Source organism: Actinomadura sp. BRA 177, assembly GCF_013372625.1.
GTDB lineage: Bacteria > Actinomycetota > Actinomycetes > Streptosporangiales > Streptosporangiaceae > Spirillospora.
The window spans coordinates 16,267-37,162 of record NZ_JABXFD010000102.1 but is presented as its reverse complement, the minus strand read 5'-3'; the positions used below and the strand labels follow the sequence as shown (position 1 = coordinate 37,162).

At 72.0% G+C, this 20,896-nt stretch carries 15 protein-coding genes; 9 read left to right on the top strand and 6 right to left on the bottom strand.

All coding sequences use genetic code 11. The features are described 5' to 3' along the window. Nucleotides 1-8 precede the first annotated feature (8 nt). From HUX53_RS02600 to HUX53_RS02590, 3 genes are all read left to right on the top strand, one after another. Nucleotides 9-839, top strand: a complete 831-nt coding sequence (locus HUX53_RS02600; protein ID WP_176401568.1) for an RDD family protein — start codon at nucleotides 9-11, stop codon at nucleotides 837-839. A gap of 66 nt (nucleotides 840-905) precedes the next feature. Continuing rightward, entirely contained in the window at nucleotides 906-2,474 is a 1,569-nt protein-coding gene (locus HUX53_RS02595) for a M1 family metallopeptidase (protein ID WP_176401591.1), read from the top strand. 175 nt (nucleotides 2,475-2,649) lie between these two features. After that, nucleotides 2,650-4,074: a M1 family metallopeptidase gene (locus tag HUX53_RS02590; protein WP_176401567.1), complete on the top strand. Its 1,425-nt coding sequence runs from the start codon at nucleotides 2,650-2,652 to the stop codon at nucleotides 4,072-4,074. Nucleotides 4,075-4,077: 3 nt separating this feature from the next. Here the strand turns inward: HUX53_RS02590 and ilvA are convergent, their stop codons facing one another. The 3 genes from ilvA to HUX53_RS02575 are packed head-to-tail and all read right to left on the bottom strand — an operon-like array spanning nucleotide 4,078 to nucleotide 7,476. Beyond that, nucleotides 4,078-5,301 carry a threonine ammonia-lyase gene (gene ilvA / locus HUX53_RS02585; RefSeq protein ID WP_176401566.1) on the bottom strand — a complete coding sequence of 408 codons (1,224 nt, stop codon included), beginning with the start codon at nucleotides 5,299-5,301 and terminating at the stop codon, nucleotides 4,078-4,080. A 25-nt stretch (nucleotides 5,302-5,326) separates the two neighbouring features. After that, nucleotides 5,327-6,286, bottom strand: a complete 960-nt coding sequence (locus tag HUX53_RS02580; RefSeq protein ID WP_217919000.1) for an ROK family protein — start codon at nucleotides 6,284-6,286, stop codon at nucleotides 5,327-5,329. Beyond that, the gene (locus HUX53_RS02575) at nucleotides 6,283-7,476 is read right to left on the bottom strand and encodes an FIST N-terminal domain-containing protein (RefSeq protein WP_176401589.1); all 1,194 of its coding nucleotides are present in this window, start codon (nucleotides 7,474-7,476) and stop codon (nucleotides 6,283-6,285) included. The genes HUX53_RS02580 and HUX53_RS02575 overlap by 4 nt, the downstream gene beginning before the upstream one ends. Nucleotides 7,477-7,632: 156 nt before the next feature. Between HUX53_RS02575 and HUX53_RS02570 the strand changes: the two genes are divergently transcribed. From HUX53_RS02570 to HUX53_RS02560, 3 genes are read left to right on the top strand one after another with little or no spacing between them, the layout of a single operon-like run. Next, complete coding sequence (locus HUX53_RS02570) at nucleotides 7,633-9,069, top strand: sigma 54-interacting transcriptional regulator (RefSeq protein WP_176401565.1); 1,437 nt, start codon at nucleotides 7,633-7,635, stop codon at nucleotides 9,067-9,069. 38 nt (nucleotides 9,070-9,107) lie between these two features. Beyond that, nucleotides 9,108-11,168, top strand: a complete 2,061-nt coding sequence (locus HUX53_RS02565; RefSeq protein WP_176401564.1) for a VWA domain-containing protein — start codon at nucleotides 9,108-9,110, stop codon at nucleotides 11,166-11,168. Nucleotides 11,169-11,195: 27 nt separating this feature from the next. Then, nucleotides 11,196-11,747, top strand: a complete 552-nt coding sequence (locus HUX53_RS02560) for a hypothetical protein (RefSeq protein ID WP_176401563.1) — start codon at nucleotides 11,196-11,198, stop codon at nucleotides 11,745-11,747. Between the two features lie 7 nt (nucleotides 11,748-11,754). Here HUX53_RS02560 and HUX53_RS02555 read toward each other — a convergent pair whose 3' ends face one another. Both HUX53_RS02555 and HUX53_RS02550 read right to left on the bottom strand, forming a co-directional pair. Further along, nucleotides 11,755-12,906, bottom strand: coding sequence for an alpha/beta hydrolase (locus tag HUX53_RS02555; RefSeq protein WP_309237012.1), 1,152 nt, complete (start codon nucleotides 12,904-12,906; stop codon nucleotides 11,755-11,757). A gap of 81 nt (nucleotides 12,907-12,987) precedes the next feature. Further along, entirely contained in the window at nucleotides 12,988-14,136 is a 1,149-nt protein-coding gene (locus tag HUX53_RS02550) for a cystathionine gamma-synthase (RefSeq protein WP_176401562.1), read from the bottom strand. Between the two features lie 153 nt (nucleotides 14,137-14,289). Here HUX53_RS02550 and HUX53_RS02545 point away from each other — a divergent pair, with 153 nt between their 5' ends. Further along, the gene (locus tag HUX53_RS02545) at nucleotides 14,290-16,452 is read left to right on the top strand and encodes an MMPL family transporter (RefSeq protein WP_176401561.1); all 2,163 of its coding nucleotides are present in this window, start codon (nucleotides 14,290-14,292) and stop codon (nucleotides 16,450-16,452) included. 131 nt (nucleotides 16,453-16,583) lie between these two features. Here HUX53_RS02545 and HUX53_RS02540 read toward each other — a convergent pair whose 3' ends face one another. Further along, nucleotides 16,584-17,960, bottom strand: a complete 1,377-nt coding sequence (locus HUX53_RS02540) for a cystathionine beta-synthase (protein ID WP_176401560.1) — start codon at nucleotides 17,958-17,960, stop codon at nucleotides 16,584-16,586. A 183-nt stretch (nucleotides 17,961-18,143) separates the two neighbouring features. On the opposite strand from HUX53_RS02540, the gene HUX53_RS42195 reads away from it, so the two are divergent. Both HUX53_RS42195 and HUX53_RS02530 read left to right on the top strand, forming a co-directional pair. After that, nucleotides 18,144-19,208, top strand: a complete 1,065-nt coding sequence (locus HUX53_RS42195; RefSeq protein WP_176401559.1) for an SGNH/GDSL hydrolase family protein — start codon at nucleotides 18,144-18,146, stop codon at nucleotides 19,206-19,208. A 459-nt stretch (nucleotides 19,209-19,667) separates the two neighbouring features. After that, complete coding sequence (locus tag HUX53_RS02530) at nucleotides 19,668-20,888, top strand: acetyl-CoA C-acetyltransferase (protein ID WP_176401558.1); 1,221 nt, start codon at nucleotides 19,668-19,670, stop codon at nucleotides 20,886-20,888. The last annotated feature ends 8 nt before the right edge of the window (nucleotides 20,889-20,896 follow it).

Here is a 20,896-nt window from a genome sequence, read left to right as displayed (position 1 = left end):
CTGACGACATGACGCAACCGCCGAGAGACCCCGCGTCCGGGGAAGGGCCGGAGGAGAACCGGCCGCATGGACACGAGGAGCCCGGACGGCCGGGACCGTACGAGGGCGGGCCGTACGGCGGCCTGCCCCGGTACGGCGAGCAGCAGTCCGGGCAGCAGCAGCCCCAAGGCGGGCAACAGCCGTACGGGGAGCAGCCGTACGGCGGCCAGCAGCCCTACGGCGGCCAGCCCGGATACGGAGGCCAGCAGCCGTACGGCGGTCAGCAGCCCTACGGCGAGCAGTCCTACGGGCAGTCGCCCTACGCCGGGCAGCCCGGGTACGGGAACGTGCCCGGGTACGGCGGGGGCGGCTACGGCGCCCCGCAGGCCGAGCTCGCGAGCCGGTGGGCGCGCCTCGGCGCCGGCATCCTCGACCTCATCATCGTGGGGATCGTCGCGGGCCTGATCTCCATCCCGTTCATCAACTGGGACCGGGTCGTCAATCCGGAGCCGGGCACGTCGTTCTACAACGGCGCCCAGGTCGGGACGAACGCCGTCAGCGTCATCGTCGCGTTCCTCTACTTCTGGCTGATGCACGCCAAGTGGGGGCAGACGCTCGGCAAGATGCTGCTGCGCATCCGTGTCGTCCGGGACGAGGACGGGCAGGCGATCAGCACCGGCCAGGCACTGGGGCGTTCGGCGTTCTACAGCGTCCTCGGCGGCATCTGCGGCTGCATCGGTTTCATCGACATCCTGTGGATCCTGTTCGACCCGCGTAAGCAGGCCCTCCACTGCAAGGTGGCGCACACGGTCGTCGTCAAGGCCCACCCGGGCCTTCCCAACCCGTACGAGTTCCGCTGACGAGCGCGCCTGCGGGCGGCTGAGTTGCCCGGCGGGCACCGGTACGGGCAGGCTGGGCGCGTGCATATGGCCGGAAACTCCCCCAGCCCCCGCCCGCATGGGTCACGTGCCGTCCGCGGTACCGCGGGGCTGGCCGCCCTCGCCGTCGCGGCGTCGCTGAGCGCAGCCTGCCAGGTCCCGCTCGGCGGCGACGACGCGGGCGGGTCCGGCGAGTCGCCGGCGGGCGCGGCGACCGGGCCGGCGGGCCCGACGACCGCGGGCGACAACTACGTGCCGGGCGACGGCAACGGCGGCTACGACGTCCAGCACTACGGGCTGAAGCTCACCATCGACCCGAACGGGGCGAAGCAGCTCGACGGCACCGCGACGATCACCGCGACCGCGACCGAGCGCCTCGCCCGCTTCAACCTCGACCTGGCCGGCCTGGACATCGCGTCCATCAAGGTGGACGGGGCGCCCGCGCGGCAGCAGCGCGGCGGCGACGAGCTGGAGGTCACCCCGGCCAAGCCCCTGCGGAAGGGGACGAAGTTCACCACGGTCATCAAGTACTCGGGAACCCCGAAGCCGGTGTCGGACCCGGTGCTCGGCACCTACGGCTGGATCCGCACGCCGGACGGCGTGTTCATCGCGTGCCAGCCGAGCGGCGCGCACACCTGGTTCCCGAGCAACGACCATCCGAGCGACAAGGCCACGTTCGACTTCGAGATCACGGTCCCGCAGGGCCTGACGGTCATCGCCAACGGCGAGCCGGAGACGCCGCCCGAGGGGACGGGCGGGACGCCGACCCTGCCCGGCGCACCGACGGGCGGCCCCGGCACGGACGGCCCCGGCCTCGAACCGGTCTCCCTCACCGGCACGAAGAAGCGCGCCATGACGACGTCGAAGTGGCACGTCAAGAACCCCATGGCCACCTACCTGGCGACCGTCAACGTGGGCCGTTTCGGGGTGCGGTCGAGCAAGACGGCGAGCGGGATCCCGAACATCACCGCGGTCGACCCGACGCTGTCCGGCGTGAGCCTCGACCAGTTCCACAAGCTGAACGGCGACATCACCGAGGAGTGGACGAAGCTGTTCGGCCCCTACCCGTTCTCCTCCACCGGCGGGCTGATCGACAACGCCGACGTCGGCTTCGCGCTGGAGACGCAGACCCGCCCGGTGTACGGGGCGTTCGGGCTGCAGCCGACCATCGTCGCGCACGAGCTGGCGCACCAGTGGTTCGGCGACAGCGTCAGCCTCACCCGCTGGCAGGACATCTGGCTGAACGAGGGCTTCGCCACCTACGCCGAGTGGCTGTGGGACGAGAAGACCGGCGGCCCGACCGTCCAGGAGCACTTCGACGAGGCGTACGAGGGCCTCGGCGCCGGCGAGCTGTGGAACGTCCCGCCCGGCAACCCGGGACGCAAGCAGATGTTCGGCCGCTCGGTGTACGACCGGGGCGGCATGACGCTGGTGGCGCTGCGCGGCCGGGTCGGCGAGGACACCTTCTACAAGATCCTCCGGACGTGGACGAAGGAGCGCGCGCACTCCAGCGGGACGACGGAGCAGTTCATCGCGCTGGCGAACAAGGTGTCGGGCAAGAACCTCGACACGTTCTTCGACGACTGGCTCTACCAGAAGGGCCGTCCAGCGAAGTAGTGGCGTCCAGCGAAGTAGTGGCGTCCAGCGAAGTAGTGGGGCGGATGCCGGATCCGGCCACAAAATCGCCTCGGCCGAGCGAATTCGAGACCAAATCGCGCTTGCACGGCCCCGGATCGCGAGAAAGTCTTGATCACGGTTGTGACGGCTTACCGAGGATCCGAGGACGAGGTCGATGAGCAGAACTCCGAGAGCCCTGGCCGCCGTGTCGCTGGGCGTGGCCGCGAGCCTTGCGGTGACCGCCGCGCCCGCGGGCGCCGCCACCGCGCGGTTCACCCCCGGCGCGCCCGGCGCGGGCGACCCCTACTTCCCCGACATGGGCAACGGCGGCTACGACGTCGCCCACTATGACATCGGCCTGAAGTACGACCCCGCCACCAAGGGCATCCAGGCCGTCACCAGGATCAAGGCGACGGCGACGCAGAACCTGTCCCGGTTCGACCTCGACTTCCTCGGCCCGCTGAAGATCTCGTCGCTGCGGGTGAACGGGCACCAGGCGTCCTTCACGCGGACCGGCGCCCAGGAACTGGTCATCACGCCGCGCAAGGGGCTGCGGAAGCACCGGCACTTCACGGTGACGGTCGCGTACTCGGGCGTCCCCGCGACGATCAACGACGCGACGCTGGGCACGTCCGGCTGGATCCCGACGGCGGACGGCGCGGTGATGCTCAACCAGCCGTTCGGCGCCGCGACCGTCTACCCGGTGAACGACCACCCGACCGACAAGGCGACGTACACGTTCACGCTGTCGGCGCCGAAGGACCTCACCACGCTCGCCAACGGCGACCCGCGCGGCACGCGGACCAAGCACGGCTGGACGACCACCCGCTGGGACGTGCGCCACCCGATGGCCAGCGAACTCGCCATGGTCGCGATCGGCAAGTACGACGTCCTGAAGGGGCGGACGGGGTCGGGCATCCCGAACCTGACCGCCACCGACCAGGCGATGGCCATCAAGCCGGACGACGCGAAGACGTTCCACGACCAGACCGCCGAGGTCACCGACTTCCAGGCGGCCACCTACGGCCGCTACCCGTTCACCTCGACGGGCGGGATCGTCGTCAAGGCCGGCGTCGGGTACGCGCTGGAGACGCAGGGACGTCCCGTGTACGACCTGGGCCGCCGGCCGGGCAGCATCCCGAGCGCCGGCCTCCTCGCGCACGAGCTGGGCCACCAGTGGTTCGGGGACGCGGTGTCCCCGGCGAAGTGGTCCGACATCTGGCTGAACGAGGGCTTCGCGACGTACTCGGAATGGCTGTGGGCCGAGCACGAGAACGGCACGCCCGTCCAGAAGAGCTTCGACGCCGTGTACGCGACCCCGGCGAGCGACGGCCTGTGGAAGGGCGAGGTCGCCGACCCGGGCCGCGACCACATCTTCGACGGGCTCGTCTACGACCGCGGGGCGATGGCGATCCACGTGCTGCGCACGACCATCGGCGACCGGGACTTCTACCGGCTGCTGAAGGCGTGGCCCGCCGCCCACCGGTACGGCAACGCCTCCACGGCGGACTTCGTCCGGTTCGCCGAGCGCCTCTCCCACGAGAACCTGGACGCGTGGGCCAAGGCGTGGCTCTACTCGGCGGGCAAGCCGTCCCTGTGACGCTCAGCTCAGGGTGAGGGTGTAGCCCTTCTCGCGCAGGCGGCCGATCACGTCTTCGGAGTGGTCGGCCCCTCGCGTCTCCAGGTGCATGAGGACCTCGGCCTCCTCGACGTGGAGGCGGGCGGCGACGCGCTCGTGCATCACGTCCAGCACGTTGACGCCCAGTTCGGCGAGCTCGCCCAGCAGGGTCACCAGGGCGCCGGGACGGTCTTTCAGCCGGCAGCGGACGACGAGGTACCGCCCGGCGCCGGCGAGGCCGTGCCGCAGCACCTTCGACAGCAGCAGCGGGTCGATGTTGCCGCCGGACAGCAGCACCACGACGGGCGGCTCGACCGCGTACGCGTGCTCCAGCAGCGCCGCGATCCCGGCGGCGCCGGCGGGCTCGACGACCTGCTTGGCGCGTTCGAGGCAGAGCAGCAGCGCCTGCGAGATGGACTCCTCGGTGACGGTCACGACGGCGTCCACCAGCTCGGTGAACAGGGCGTAGGTGAGGTCGCCGGGACGGCCGACGGCGATCCCGTCCGCCATGGTCGGCTCCAGCTCGATCTGGACGGGCCGGCCGGCCGCCAGCGAGGGCGGGAACGCGGCCGCGCGCTTGGCCTGCGCGCCGAGGATCTTGATGTCCCGGCCGCCGGTCTCCTTCACCGCGCCCTTGGCCGCCGCGGCGATGCCGGACAGCAGGCCGCCGCCGCCCACCGGCGCCACGATCGTCCGGACGTCCGGGCACTGCTCCATGATCTCCAGCCCGATCGTGCCCTGCCCGGCGGCGACGTCGGGGTGGTCGAACGGGTGGATGAACACGGCGCCGCACTCGCCGGCGTACTTCTGCGCGGCGATGAGGCAGTCGTCGACGGTCGGGCCGGGGAACACGACCTCGGCGCCGTAGCCGCGGGTCGCGGCGATCTTGGGGAGGGGCGCGCCGACCGGCATGAACACGGTGGCCTTGCAGCCGAGCATGGACGCGGCGAGCGCGACGCCCTGCGCGTGGTTGCCGGCGCTGGCGGCGACGACGCCGCCGGCCCGCTCGGCCCCGGTGAGCCGGGCGATCCGCACGTACGCGCCGCGGATCTTGAACGAGCCGGTGCGCTGCAGGTTCTCGCATTTCAGCAGGACGGGCCCGCCGAGTTGCTCGGACAGGACCCGGGACGGGAGCAGGGGGGTGGGAACGGCGACCTCGCTGAGCAGGTCTTGCGCAGCTCGGACGTCGGTGACGCTGACGGTGGTCATGCCCCGATCCTCGCACCCGCCCCGCTCAGCCCGCACTCCAGTAGCGATCTTGCGCGTAGACCAGGGCGGCGGCGCCGACGAGCCCGGCGGTCTGGCCGAGCGCGGCCGGGACGATCCGGGCGCGGCGCGCGAAGTCCATCCGGGCGTGCGTCCGGAACGCCTCGTTCATCGGGTCGAACAGCAGCGGGCCGGCCTGGGAGAGACCGCCGCCGATCGCGGCGACCTCCAGGTCGCACAGGTGGGTGGCGGACGCGATCGCGAGGCCGATGGCGCGTCCGGCGCGCCGCATCGCCGATCCGGCGACCGGGTCGCCGCGGCGCGCGTCGGCGGCCAGTTCCACGCCGGTGACGTCGCTGCCGCGGGGCCGCCAGCCCTGCTGCTGCGCCCACGCGACCAGTCCGGGACCGCGCGCGATCGCCTCCAGGCAGCCGCGGCCCCCGCAGGCGCACGGCGGCCCGTCCGGCTCGACGATGACGTGGCCGATGTGCCCGGCGTTGCCGCTGGCGCCGTTGACGAGGTGGCCGCCGAGGATCAGGCCGCCGCCGACACCTGTGGACACCACCATGCCGAGGACGTTGTCGTGCCCGCGTCCGGCGCCGAGCCAGTGCTCCCCCACCGCGACGCAGATCGCGTCGTTGTGGATGCGGACGGGCAGGCCCGGATGGCGGGCGCGGAGCCGCTCCCGCAGCGGGAAGCCGCGCCACGCCGGGATGTTCAGCGGGGACACCTCGGCGGCGGGCCACGTCATGGGCCCGCCGCAGCCGACGCCGACGCCCGCGAGCGGCGGGTCGCCGGCGTCGGCGAGCAGTTTGGCGAGCAGCGCGTCCAGCGCGCCCCACAGCTCCTCGCCGTCCACGCCCGGCATGTTCGGGGTGGGGGCGCGGTCGTGGGCGGCGACGCTGCCGTCCGGTTCGACGATCGCGGCGGCGAGCTTCGTCCCGCCTATGTCGATGGCAAGGACGGGGTCGATGGCGAGGACGCTCAAGAGCTCTCCCCGCGGCCGAACGCGAGGATGGACGCGGTGAAGCCGTGCACGTGGTTGCGTCCCGACACCGGGCCGATCTCGCCGGCGGCGAAGAACCCGCCCACCCCGGCCGGGCCGAACGCGCGGTCGAGGACCTTCGCGTCGTGGTCGGAGTCGGGGAACATCGCCTGGCCGCGCCCGTTGCAGGAGAACAGCAGCGCGCCTTCGACCGGCGTCAGGTCGAACCGTTCGAGCAGCGCGGCGAGGTCCTCCTCGGCGGCGCCCGCGTCCCGGACCTGGAACCGGACGGTGCGGCCCACGTCGACGACGTCTCCGATCGCGATGGCGCCGCTGTCGGTGTCGGCGCCCACCACCCCGCGGACGAGGAAGTCGCCGTGCTCGTGCTCGTCGGCGTACTCGTCCATCGCGACGCCGATGAGCAGCCCGCGCCCGGCGAGCTCCTGCTCGTCCTCCGGCAGTTCGAGGACGATCTGCTCCAGCTTCTCCAGAGCGGGGACGCCCGCCAGCTCGTAGAGGACGTTCTCCTCGGCCTTCGTCACCACCATGTCGGGCCCGATCGGGCGGGCGCCCTGGCTGACGACCGTGGCGGCGGCGACCGGCCCGCCGATCACGACGCCGACCGCGCCGTCCCCGTAGACCTCGCCGCCGACGAACAGCCGCGCCTCACCGCGCGCCGCCTCGCCGGGCACCCCTTCTTCGCCTGGCCCGCTGCTCTCGGCGAGGCCGCCGACGAGCGGCAGGCCGGGCAGCGCCTCGTCGGAGCGCTCCACGAAGGCGTCCACGGGGAAGCTGTACGGGTCGGCCAGCAGCACGCCGACCACGTCGTCGTCCTGCCCCTCCGGCATGCCGACCACGACGAGGCGGTCGTCGGCCTTGAGGGTCTCCAGCCGGAACGCGTCGAGCCGCGCGCCGGGCAGCACCGCCGCCCACGCGCTGACCGCGCCGCGCTCCTCCACCCCGCGCCCGGCGCCGATCACCCCGGACGCGCTGCAGCCGAGCAGCATCGCGGGCCCCGCCGCCCGCTCCGCGGCCACGGCCGCCGCCTCGATCTCGTCCGGGTCGTCGCCCGTGACGAACACGCACACCAGGTCGGGCGCCGCGCTGAGCGGGGCGAGCGCCTGCTCGACCGCCGACGCGGCCGCGCTGGACAGGTCGGGTCCGAGGGCCAGGCCATCACCGAAACGCGCCATCGGCGCCACCTCCCGCACTGCGTTCACCGGCTCCGTTCACACCTCCAGTCTCCCCCGCCGGGAGCGCTCCACCCAAACATCGGCGAGTCCGGCCTACCGGACGAATCCGAGGGCCGAGGGTGCGATTTCGCGGAACGGCGACGTAGTGTCGGTCGCGTGCGTCCATCGACACCCCGTGAAACGGCACCCTCTGGGACAACACTGGGCGAGTTGCGCAACAGCGGCCACGTCCAGCTTTCGGTGAAGGCCGAGATCCGCCGCAACCTGCTCGACCGGCTGCGATCCGGCGAGCCGCGCTTCCCCGGCATCCTCGGGTTCGACGACACCGTCCTCCCCCATCTGGAGCGCGCCCTGCTCGCCGGGCACGACCTGGTGCTGCTGGGCGAGCGCGGCCAGGGCAAGACGCGGCTGATCCGCACCCTGGCCGGGCTGCTGGACGAGTGGACCCCGGTGGTGGCCGGCTGCGAGATCAACGACCACCCGTACGCGCCGGTGTGCGTGCGCTGCCGCCGGCTCGCCGCCGAACTGGGCGACGGGCTGCCGGTGGAGTGGCTGCGCCGCGACGACCGGTACGGCGAGAAGCTCGCCACCCCCGACACGAGCGTCGGCGACCTCATCGGCGACGTCGACCCGATCAAGGTGGCGGAGGGCCGCACGCTCGGCGACCCGGAGACCGTGCACTTCGGGCTCGTCCCGCGCACCAACCGCGGCGTCTTCTCCATCAACGAGCTGCCCGACCTCGCCGAGCGCATCCAGGTCTCGCTGCTGAACGTGCTGGAGGAGCGGGACGTGCAGATCCGCGGCTACGCGCTGCGGCTGCCGCTGGACGTGCTGCTCGTCGCGTCCGCCAACCCCGAGGACTACACCAACCGCGGCCGCATCATCACCCCGCTGAAGGACCGCTTCGGCGCGGAGATCCGCACCCACTACCCGCTCGAACTGGACGCCGAGCTGGCGCTGATCCGGCAGGAGTCCGACTTCGCCGACCTCGCCGGGCTGCCCGCCGAGGTGCCCGAGCACCTGATCGAGGTGATCGGCCGGTTCACCCGGCTCGTCCGGGAGTCGACGGCGGTGGACGCCCGGTCCGGCGTGTCGGCGCGGTTCGCGCTCGCGGGCGCGGAGACCGTCGCGGCGGGCGCGGTGCGCCGCGCCGCGCTCACCGGCGAGGAGCACGCCGTCGCGCGGGTCTGCGACCTGCACGCGGTCGTGCCGTCGCTGATGGGCAAGGTGGAGTTCGAGGTCAGCGAGGAGGGCCGCGAGCAGGAGGTGCTGGAGCACCTGCTGCGCCGCGCGATCGCCGAGACCTACCGGCGGACGCTGGGTCCCGCCGACCTGACCGGGCTGCTCGACAAGTTCGACTCCGGCGAGCGCGTCGAGTCGGGCGAGCTGGTCCCGGCGAACGAGCTGCTGCGCCGCATCGGCCAGGTCCCCGGCCTCGCCAAGATCATGGAACGGCTCGGGCTGAGCGGGGAGTCCCCCGGGCAGGCCGCGGCCGCGCTGGAGTTCGCCCTGGAGGGGCTGTTCCTCACCCGGCGGCTGTCCAAGGACACCGCCGAGGGACGGTCCGACGGGACGGCCACCTACCGGACCTGACCGTCCGGATCTGAGGTCTCCACGCGTAAGGAGCTTCGATGAGCCGCTATCGCTACGGGGCCTACGAGGACGGGCCCGACCCGCTCGCCCCGCCGTACGACGTCCGCGACGCCCTCGACGCGATGGGCGACGCGGTGCTGGACGGCACCCGCCCCGACGACGCGCTGCGCGAGCTGCTGCGGCGCGGGCTGCCGAACGAAGGGAACCGGCCCCTGAATCTACGGGGCCTCGACGACATGCTGCGCCAGGTGCGGGAGCGGCGCCGCGCGCTGCGCGACCGGGGCCGCCTCGACGGCACGCTGGAGGAGGCGCGCGCGCTGCTCGACACGGCGATCGGGCAGGAGCGGGCCGAGCTGTTCCCCGACCCGAGCGACGACGCGCGGCTGCGCGAGGCCGAGCTGGACACGCTGCCGTCCGACACCTCGCAGGCGATCCGCCGGCTGTCGGACTACGACTGGCGGTCCGACGCGGCCCGCCGCACGTTCGAGCAGCTGAAGGACCTGCTGCGCCGCGAGGTCCTGGACGCGCAGTTCCAGGGCATGAAGCAGGCGCTGGAGAACCAGGACCCGGCCGCCATGGAGCGGGTCAAGGACATGATGGCCGCGCTCAACGAGATGCTGGAGCGGGACGCCCGCGGCGAGCACACCCAGGACGACTTCGACCAGTTCATGGAGCAGTACGGGGACATGTTCCCCGACGATCCGCAGAACCTGGAGGAACTGGTCGACTCGCTCGCCCGCCGCGCCGCCGCGATGGACCGGCTGCTCGCCTCGCTCAGCCCCGAGCAGCGCGCCGAGCTGGCCGGGCTGATGGAGCAGGCCATGCAGGACGCAGGCCTCGCGATGGAGATGACGCGGCTCGGTGATGCGCTGCGGTCCCGCCGTCCCGACCTCGGCTGGGGGCAGCCCGAGCAGATGACCGGCGACGACCCGCTCGGCATGGGCGACGCCACCACCGCGCTCGCGGAGCTGGCCGACCTCAGCGAGCTGGAGGCGGCCCTCGGGCAGGACTACCCGGGCGCGCGGCTCGACGACATCGACGAGAAGGCCGTCCGGCGGGCGCTCGGCCGGCAGGCCGTCGACGACCTCGACGCGCTGCGCCGCATCGAGAAGGAGCTGGAGCGGCAGGGCTACCTGCGCCGCAACCGCGGCAAGCTGGAGCTGACCCCGAAGGCGGTGCGGCGGCTCGGCGAGACCGCGCTGCGCCGGGTGTTCGCCCAGCTCACGTCCGGCCGGCAGGGCGACCACGACCAGCGCGACGCGGGCCAGGCCGGCGAGCTGACCGGGGCCAGCCGGGAATGGCGGTTCGGCGACGAGCAGCCCCTCGACGTCGTCCGGACGGTGAGCAACGCGATCCGCCGCAGCGCCATGGACGGCGCCGGCCTCGTCGCGCGCCCGTCGCTCGCGAAGGTCGTCGAGCCGAGCACCGCCGACGTCGTGCAGATCAACCGCGGCGTGCCGCGGCAGGGCGGCGCGGTGAGACTGGGCGTGGACGACTTCGAGGTGCAGGAGACCGAGCGGCGCACCGGCGCGGCCGTCTGCCTGCTGGTCGACCTGTCGTACTCGATGGTGCTGCGCGGGACGTGGGCGGTCGCCAAGCAGACCACGCTCGCCCTGCACACGCTCGTGACCAGCAAGTTCCCGCAGGACGCGATCGAGATCATCGGGTTCTCCAACTACGCGCGCACGCTGCACCCCGAGGAGATGGCCGGGCTCGACTGGGACATGGTGCAGGGCACCAACCTGCACCACGCGCTGATGATCGCCGGACGGCACCTGGACCGGCACCCCGACTTCGAGCCGATCGTGCTCGTCGTCACCGACGGGGAGCCGACCGCGCACCTGCGCCCGGACGGCCGCTCGCTGTTCGACTACCCGCCGTCCACCGAGACGCTCGTCCTCACCCTCGCCGAGGTCGACAAGATGACGCGGCGCGGCGCCACCATGAACTTCTTCATGCTGGCCGACGACCGGCGGCTCGTGTCGTTCGTGGAGGAGGTCGCGCGGCGCAACGGCGGCCGGGTCTTCGCGCCGGACGCCGAGCGGCTCGGCGAGTACGTCGTCAGCGACTACCTGAGAGTGCGCCGCGGCCGCCGCTGACCGCGGACAGGGGCTAGGGTCGGCGGCATGTCGACTTCCGATCGCATCCTGCTGATCCTGCACATCGGCTTCGCGATCTTCACGCTCGGGCCGCTGACCGCCGCGACCATGTCCACGCCCCGCTACATCCGCAAGCGGAACGTGGCCGTGGTGCGCTTCCTCAACTGGACCACCCGCGTCTACGGCCTCGGCGCGCTGGGCATCTTCCTGTTCGGGCTGGGCCTGGCCGAGGGGAACTTCGCGCAGGTGTGGCTGACGGTGTCGATGACGCTGTTCATCGTCGCGCTGGCGCTGCTGCTGATCGTCGAGCGCGACCAGCGGAAGGCCGCGCATCTGCTGGAGCTCGCGGCGGCCGAGGAGAAGCCCGCGGCGGTGGCCGTCCACCCGGACGCCGGTGAGGCCGGCGAGGCGGCGGACGGCGAAGCCGAGGCCGCGGAGAAGACCGAGGAGAAGACCACGGAGCAGGCCACCGCCGCGGGCGGGGTGGCGGAGGTGGAGCGCGGCCGGCTGGCCGCGCTCTCCGGCGTCATCGCGCTGCTCTGGCTGGTGATCCTGGTCCTGATGGTCTGGAACGGCTGAGCGGCGGCTACTCGGTCGATCCCGGCTTGAGGTTCTTCTTGAGCCAGCTCACGATCGTCGGGTAGGTGTGCTCGTCCTCCAGCAGCTGTGCGGCGTGCATGTGGCCCTCGACCGTCTTGACCGTGGCCTCGACGCCCGCGGCGCGCAGCGCGCCCGCCAGCCCGGTGCTCTGGGTGACCGGGACGAAGTCGCCGGTGGCGTGCATGAACAGCATCGGCGCGTCCCCCGGTGAGACGTGCGTGACGGTGCTGGCGTCGTCCAGCCTCGGCCAGCAGCCCTCGTCGCCGGTCTCGGTTCCGGTGCCGGTTCCGGTGCCCGCCTCGGTGCCGGTCTCGGTCCGGGCGCCGGGCACGCAGTTCATGAGGTCGACCACGGCCTGCCGAAGCTTGCGCTGGCTGGGCGTGGCGCCGGGCTTCGCGCCGTCGGTGTAGGCGAGGAAGGGGTTGTTGGGCGGCGACAGCGCGACCACGCCGCGGACCTGCCGGGTGCCCGTGCCGAGCGTGCCGAGCTGGGTGGCGAGCTGCCCGCCGGCGGACGAGCCGATCACGGCGACCCGCGACGCGTCGGCGTTCCACACCCGGGCGTGCTTCTTGATGAAGGCGAGCGCGGACATCGAGTCGTCCCGCTGCGCCGGCCAGTGCGCCTTCGGCGCGAGCCGGTAGTTCGCCGACATGACGACGAACCCCTCCTCGGTCAGCCGCCGCGCGAAGTACTTCCAGCCGCCGCCCTTGTCGCCCTGCAGCCAGTAGCCGCCGTGCAGGATCAGCACGACCGGGCGCGGCGTGGCCCGGGGCCCGCTGTCGCGCCAGTACGCGTCGATCTTCTGCGCGGCGGCCTTGCCGTAGGCGTAGGTGCGGAACTTCGGCAGCTCCGGGGTGACCATGACCGCCTGCGCGGTGACGGTGCCGTCGGGCTCGCCGTCCGGGGCGCCCTGCCCGTTCTCGGGCAGGGTCGTGGACGACGCCGACGGCGACTCCGTTCCGGGCGTCTCCGGCCCGCCGGACGGCCCGGTCGTTCCGGGACCGTCCGCCGGCGGCACCGCCGGGACGGTCGCGGACGGTGTCGGCGCCGGGGAGTTCGCGTGCGCTCCTCCCGGGAGCGCCACGGCGGAGACACACGTCGCGGCGAACGCCGCCCCACACACCAGTACTTTGCGCACCCTGGGGCCCCTCCTTTACGAACCTGGCGCGCTGAGTATAGATGTTTTGATCAAGTTGGGGCGGGAATGGTCAGCTAGTTCTCAGCTGAGCGCCTGCTCCAGGTCGCGCCGCAGGTCGGTCGCGTCCTCGATGCCGACGGACAGTCGCACCAGGTCACCGGGCACCTCCAGCGGCGATCCGGCGGCCGACGCGTGCGTCATCCGGCCCGGGTGCTCGATCAGCGACTCGACGCCGCCGAGCGACTCGCCGAGCGTGAACAGCTTCGTCCGCTCGCAGACGGCGACGGCGGCCTCCTCCGACTCCATCCGGAACGAGACCATGCCGCCGAACGCCTTCATCTGCTTGGCGGCGACGTCGTGGCCGGGGTGGCCGGGCAGCCCCGGGTAGAGCACCTCCCGGACGGCAGGGTGCCGCTCCAGCATCTCCACGATCCGCTCGGCGTTCGCGCAGTGCCGGTCCATCCGCACGCCGAGCGTCTTGATGCCGCGCAGCGTGAGCCAGGCGTCGAACGGCCCGGCGACGGCGCCCATCGCGTTCTGGTGGAACGCCAGCCGCTCGCCCAGCTCCGCGTCCGACACGATGAGCGCGCCGCCAACGACGTCGGAGTGCCCGCCGATGTACTTGGTGGTCGAGTGGACGACGGCGTCCGCGCCGAGTTCCAGCGGGCGCTGCAGGTACGGCGAGGCGAAGGTGTTGTCGACGGCGAGCAGTGCGCCCGCGTCGTGCGCGACCGCCGCGAGCGCGGCGATGTCGGCGATGCCGAGCAGCGGGTTCGTCGGCGTCTCCACCCAGATGATCTTCGTTTCGGGGCGGACCGCGGCCCGCACGGCGGCGATGTCGCCGAGCGGCACCGGATCGAACGTGACTCCCCACGGTTCGGCGACCTTCGCGAACAGCCGGTAGGTGCCGCCGTAGGCGTCGTTCGGGATGATCACGTGATCGCCGGGCTTGCAGACCGCGCGCAGCAGCGCGTCCTCGGCGGCGAGCCCGGACGCGAACGCCAGCCCGCGCACGCCGCTCTCTATCTCGGCCAGGCATACTTCCAGCGCGGTACGGGTCGGGTTGGCCGACCGGGAGTACTCATAGCCGCCGCGCAGGCCGCCGATACCGTCCTGCTTATAGGTGGAGACCTGGTAGATCGGCGTGACCACCGCGCCGGTCGCGGGGTCGGCCTCCTGCCCGGCGTGGATGGCCAGGGTCTCGAACCCGTGCTGAACCTCGTTGTCCATGGGTACGAGGCTATCCAGCGCTCGCCCCTCCTAGAGGAGGAGGTGCTCCCCCGGAGGTATCAGCCTTCATTTCGGCGCTCAGGGTGACCCCAAGGGCCCGCGCGATCTCTACCGTTTTAGAGGTATCCCAACGACCTTGATTAAGGAAGCCCCATGTTCGCTCGGCTCGCGCGCTTCGTCGTGAGACATCCGTGGTGGACGATCGTCGCCTGGCTCGTCGCGGCAGTCGTGATCATCGCCTTCTCCCCCAAGCTCACCACCGAGTCCGACCAGGGCGACTTCCTGCCCTCGAAGTACGAGTCGGTCCAGGCGATGCAGATCGCCGAGAAGGCGTATCCGCAGCAGGAGGACACCTCCTCGCTGATCGTCGTGAAGCGGTCCGACGGGCAGCCGCTGACGGCGCAGGACACCGCGAAGGTGACCGAGGCCGCCAAGTCGCTGAACGCCGACAAGCCGCCGTCGGTGCTGAACTTCGCGACCGGCCCGCAGGCCGTGGCGCCGAACAAGGCCGTCCAGGTGATCATGGTGCCGATGCAGGGCACCTCGATGGCCGACAGCGAGAAGCAGGGCGACGCGGTCAAGGAGATCCGCAAGGACCTGCCGGCGCTGCTCAAGGGCAGCGGCCTGGAGGCCAAGGTCGGCGGTGACGTGGCGAGCTTCGTCGACAACGAGGACTCCTTCAACCAGTCCTTCGAGATCGTCGGCATCGCCACCTTCGTGCTGATCATCGGCCTGATCCTGCTGATCTTCCGGGCCCCGCTGGCGGCGGTGCTGCCGATCGTCGTGATCACGGTGACGATGCAGGTCTCGATGGGCCTGATCGGCGTCGCCTCGAAGATCTTCGGCTTCTCCGGCGACGACAGTCTCAGCACCATCATCCTGATCGTGCTCTTCGGCATCGGCGCGGACTACTACCTGTTCCTGATGTTCCGGTTCCGGGAGCGGCTGCGGGCCGGCGACGACAAGAAGACCGCGATGATCACCGCGGTGGAGCGGGTCGGCGAGGTCATCTCCTCGGCCGCCGCCGCCATCGCCGTCACGTTCCTGGTGCTGCTGCTCGCGACGTTCGGCGTGTTCAGCGCCTGGGGCCCGTCCCTCGCCATCGCCGTCATCGTGATGGGCATCACCTCGCTGACGCTGATGCCCGCGCTCGTGTCGCTGCTCGGCACCGCCGTGTTCTGGCCGTCCAAGGCGTGGAAGAAGCAGCCGAAGGGCTCGATCTCCCAGGCCATCGGCCGGGGCGTCGGCAAGCGCCCGGCGGTCGCCGCCGCCGCGTCCGGCCTCGTGCTGGTCGTCCTCGCGCTCGGCGCGCTCGGGTTCAAGGCCGACTACGACTTCGCCGCCGGCTTCCCGCAGGACACCGAGTCCGCGCAGGCGACCAAGGACATGGAGAAGGGCTTCCCGCCCGGCCTGACCACCCCGGTGCAGGTGTACATCAAGTCCGACGGCGGGCAGCCGGTCACCGAGCAGCAGCTCGCGTCCTTCAGCCAGGCGGCCAAGACCGCGCCCGGCGTCGGCGCGGTGCAGCAGCCCGTCCCCGGCCAGGACAAGTCGGTGGCCCGGGTCGACCTGATCCTGAAGGAGAACCCCGCGTCCAACGAGGCGATCAGCCTGGTCAAGGACGAGCTGACGCCGGCCGTGCACAAGGCGGCGCCGGAGGGCACCCGCGCCTACGTCGGCGGCGCGACGGCGATCTTCGCCGACATCAACGCCGTCAACAACCGCGACCTGTCGGTGATCCTGCCGGTGGCGGCGGTGCTGATCGCGCTGATCCTGGCCCTGCTGCTGCGCTCGGTCGTCGCCCCGCTCTACCTGGTGGTGGCCGTCCTGCTGGGCTTCGCCGCGACGCTCGGCTCCGCGGTGTACGTCTTCCAGGACGGCATGGGCGAAGCCGGCGTCACCTTCCAGTTGCCGATCATCCTCTACCTGTTCGTGCTGGCCATCGGGACCGACTACAACATCCTGATGACGGCGCGGCTGCGCGAGGAGGCCAAGGAGGGGCACAGCCCGCGGGAGGCCGCCGCCCTGGCCGTCCACCACGGCGGCCCGACGGTCGCCGCGGCGGGCCTCATCCTGGCCGGCACGTTCTCGGTGATGATGCTCGCGCCGGTGTCGATGCTCCAGCAGATGGGCTTCTCCGTCGCGATCGGCATCGCGCTGTCGGCCTTCGTCATGTCGATGTTCCTCGTTCCGGGCATCACCGCGATGCTGGGCCACAAGGCCTGGTGGCCGGGGCACGGCGACGAGCCGAAGAAGGCGCCGGTCGGCCCCGCCGACACGCGCGAGGACTACGTCCCGTCCGGGTTCCGCCAGTAGGAGCCCCCTAGAACGTCGGGTTGCGGAGCCCGGCCCGAAACGCCGCCCACCGGCCGGCTCCGCAACCCGGCACCGCAAAAGCGGAGCGCCCGGAGATCACCGAGATCTCCGGGCGCTCCGTGCGTTGCCGGTCAGCCGGTGGACGCGGCCAGGAAGGACAGGAGGTCCTGGCGGGTGACGAGGCCCTTGGGCTTGCCGTCCACGAGGACGACCGCCGCGCCGGACTTCTCCAGCACGCCGACGGCCTTGGACACCGGCTCGCCGTAGCCGAGCGTCGGCAGCGGCGGCGACATGTGCAGCTCGACCGGCTCGGACATCTTGGCCTCGCCCTTCACCATGACGTCCAGCAGGTCCGTCTCACCGACCGAGCCGACCACCTCGGCCGCCATGACCGGCGGCTCCTCCTTCATCACCGGGACCTGCGACACCTCGTACTCGCGCATGATCGCGATCGCGGTCTGCACGGTCTCGTGCGGGTGGACGTGCACGAACTCCGGCAGCGTGCCGCCCTTGCGGGTGAGCACCTCGCCGACCCGCGCCTCCTCGCTGTGCGGGGTGAGGAAGCCGTAGTCCGCCATCCAGCCGTCGTTGAAGATCTTGCCGAGGTAGCCGCGGCCGCCGTCCGGCAGCAGCACCACGATCACCGCGTCCGGGCCGGCCTTCTCCGCGACGCGCAGCGCGGCGACCACGGCCATCCCGCAGGACCCGCCGACGAGCAGCGCCTCCTCGCGGGCGAGCCGCCGCGTCATGGTGAAGGAGTCCTTGTCGGACACCGCGACGACGTCGTCGCAGATCTCCCGGTCGTAGGTCTCGGGCCAGATGTCCTCGCCGACGCCCTCGGTCAGGTAGGGACGCCCCGAGCCGCCCGAGTACACCGAGCCCTCCGGGTCGGCGCCGATGATCCGCACCCGTCCGCCGGACACCTCCTTGAGGTACCGGCCGGTGCCGCTGATGGTGCCGCCGGTGCCGATGCCCGCGACGAAGTGCGTGATGCGGCCCTCGGTCTGCTCCCACAGCTCCGGGCCGGTCGTCTCGTAGTGCGACCGCGGGTTCTGCGGGTTGGTGTACTGGTTCGGCTTCCACGCGCCGGGGATCTCGGCGGCGAGCCGGTCCGACACCGAGTAGTAGGAGTCGGGGTGCTCGGGGTTGACCGCCGTCGGGCAGACGACGACCTCGGCGCCGTACGCGCGCAGCACGTCGATCTTGTCCTTGCCGACCTTGTCGGGGCAGACGAAGACGCAGCGGTAGCCGCGCTCCTGCGCGACGATCGCGAGCCCCACCCCGGTGTTGCCGGACGTCGGCTCGACGATCGTGCCGCCCGGCCGCAGCGCGCCGGACTGCTCCGCCGCGTCGATCATGCGGACCGCGATCCGGTCCTTCACCGACCCGCCGGGGTTGAAGTACTCCACCTTGGCGAGCACCTGCGGCCGCAGGCCCCCGGTCACCTTGCGCATCCGAACGAGGGGGGTGTTGCCCATCAGTTCGACGAGCGAGTCGTGTACGTGCACCGCGACTTCCTTGTCGGTTCAGTGTTGATCTGAGCATCGCGTCCCCGATCGGCCGCCGGTACGGCGGCGGATCGGGTGCGGCTCCGGAAGGTTTCCCGTTTCCGACGTTAGCCGACAACGACCGGCCAGGCATCAAAGCACCTTCGCGCGGGTAGAAAGATAATCACGGAGGGTCAGCACAGCATGTTGAGAGCATTTACCGCGCGCCGGATCGCGGCCGCCGCCGCCTACGGGGGCGGCGGCATCACCGCGATCGGCGGCGTCACCTTCGGCCTCATCGTCGTGGAGGCGCGGCTCGCCCGCAGGATCATCCAGGCGACGCCCTACGGCGACCCGCCCGTGGCCGACGGCCTCTACGGCGAGCGGTTCGGCGGCGCGCCGCTGTCGCTGGTCATGCTCGGCGACTCGACCGCGGCCGGCCTCGGCGTGCACACGCCGGAGGAGACGCCCGCCGCCCGCCTCGCCACCGGGCTCGCCGAGACCGCCGGACGTCCCATCCGGCTGACGAACGTGGCCCGCTCCGGTTCCCGCTCGCAGGCCCTCGGCGAACAGGTCGAGCACGCGCTGCAGACGCGTCCCGACATCGCCGTCATCATGATCGGCGCGAACGACGTGACCGGCCGGGTCTCCCCCGCCGAGTCCGTCCGGCACCTCGCGGACGCGGTCGGCCGGCTGCGCGCCGCGGGCGGCGAGGTGGTCGTCGGCACCTGCCCCGACCTCGGCTCGGTGAAGCCGCTGATGCAGCCGCTGCGCTGGTTCGCGCGGCGCGCCTGCCGCCAGCTCGCCGCCGCCCAGATGATCGCCGTCGTCGAGCACGGCGCCCGCTCGGTCTCCCTCGGCGACCTGCTCGGCCGCGAGTTCGCCGCCGACCCGCTGTCGATGTTCAGCGAGGACCGCTACCACCCGTCCGCCCGCGGCTACGCCGCCGCGGCCACCGCCGTCCTCCCGTCCATGGCGGCCGCACTGGGCCTGGAACCCGACCTCCCCACCGAAACCGCCCGCCCCGTCTCCCGCGCCGCCGCCGAGGCCGCCGAACGCGCCGGCACCGAGGTCAGCGGCGCCTCCGTGGCCGGCACCGAACGCGGCCCCCGAGGCCGCTGGGCCACCCTGCGCTACCCCCTGCAACACCCCTGGCGCCAAGCCCTGGGACGTCCCCTGTCCACCGGCCTCGCAGCAATCACCGCAATCACCCCCACCCGCCTGCGGACCCGCCGCACCCGCCGCCCCGCAACCGAAACCAGCGCCTGACCGCGCAGCGAGACCGTCCGCCCTTGCCGCAGGAACCTCGGCCACGCCCCGACCTGAGGCATGGCGTCTTTGGCCCCAGCCACCACCGACCTCAGCCATGACGTCCTTAACCCCAGCCGCGCAACGGCCTCAACGTTGCGATCGCGTCCGAAGGCAGGTTCGAGCTTGCGAGAACCTGATCGCGCAGCGAGCCGCTAGGCGAGCCGGAGCGATGCAGCGATCGCCGCTTTGCCCGCCGAAGGAAGGCGCTCCAGCGCCTGACGCCAAGGGCAAAGCAATGGGTAGGGCGGCCGTCATCGGGGAATCGGGACTACGCGCAGGTCAGTAAGTCAGCACTTATTAGACTCGCCGTCGATAAAGCCGGGGGGTCGGCGTGTACGGCGACGGCGCCAGCCGTTAGATTGGCCAGGTGACCGGTGAGTAAGTTGACATTCGGCCGCCTGAGACAGGAGACCCGCCATGCCCGAAGCAGTCATCGTCGCGACCGCGCGCTCGCCCATCGGCCGCGCGTTCAAGGGTTCGCTCAAGGACATCCGGCCCGATGACCTCACCGCCCAGATGATCACCGCCGCGATGGCGAAGGTCCCGCAGCTCGGCCCGGACCAGATCGACGACCTGCTGCTCGGCTGCGGGCTGCCCGGCGGTGAGCAGGGCTACAACATGGCCCGCGTCGTGTCCGTCCTGCTGGGCTGGGACAACGTGCCCGGCGCCACGATCACGCGGTACTGCTCGTCCTCGCTGCAGACGACCCGGATGGCGCTGCACGCGATCAGGGCGGGCGAGGCCGACGTGATCGTCTCGGCGGGCGTCGAGACCGTCAGCCGGTTCGCCAAGGGCAGCAGTGACGGGCTGCCCGACACGCAGAACCCGCTGTTCGCCGACGCGCAGGCCCGCACCGCGCAGGCGGGCGAGGGCGGCGCCCCCGTCTGGCACGACCCGCGCGAGGACGACCGGCTGCCCGACATCTACATCGCGATGGGGCAGACCGCCGAGAACGTCGCCGGGATGCGCGGCGTGTCCCGCCAGGCGCAGGACGAGTTCGGCGTCCGCTCGCAGAACCTCGCCGAGAAAGCCCTGGCGAATGGGTTCTGGGAGAAGGACATCACCCCGGTGACGCTGCCGGACGGCTCGGTCGTGGCCAAGGACGACGGCCCGCGTCCCGGCACCACCTACGAGAAGGTGTCGCAGCTCCAGCCGGTGTTCCGGCCGGACGGGACGGTCACCGCGGGCAACTGCTGCCCGCTGAACGACGGCGCCGCCGCGGTCGTCGTCATGAGCGACACGAAGGCGGCCGAGCTGGGCATCACCCCGCTGGCCCGGATCGTGTCGACCGGCGTCACCGGCCTGTCCCCGGAGATCATGGGCCTCGGCCCGGTGGACGCGTCCCGCAAGGCCCTCGCCAAGGCCGGCATGACGATCGGCGACATCGACCTCGTGGAGATCAACGAGGCGTTCGCGGCGCAGGTGCTGCCGTCCGCCGAGGACCTCGGCATCGACCACGACAAGCTGAACGTCAACGGCGGCGCGATCGCGGTCGGCCACCCGTTCGGCATGACGGGCGCCCGCATCACCTCGACCCTCCTCAACGGGCTGAAGTTCCACGACAAGCAGTTCGGCCTGGAGACGATGTGCGTGGGCGGCGGCCAGGGCATGGCGATGGTCCTGGAGCGCCTCTCCTGACGCACCAC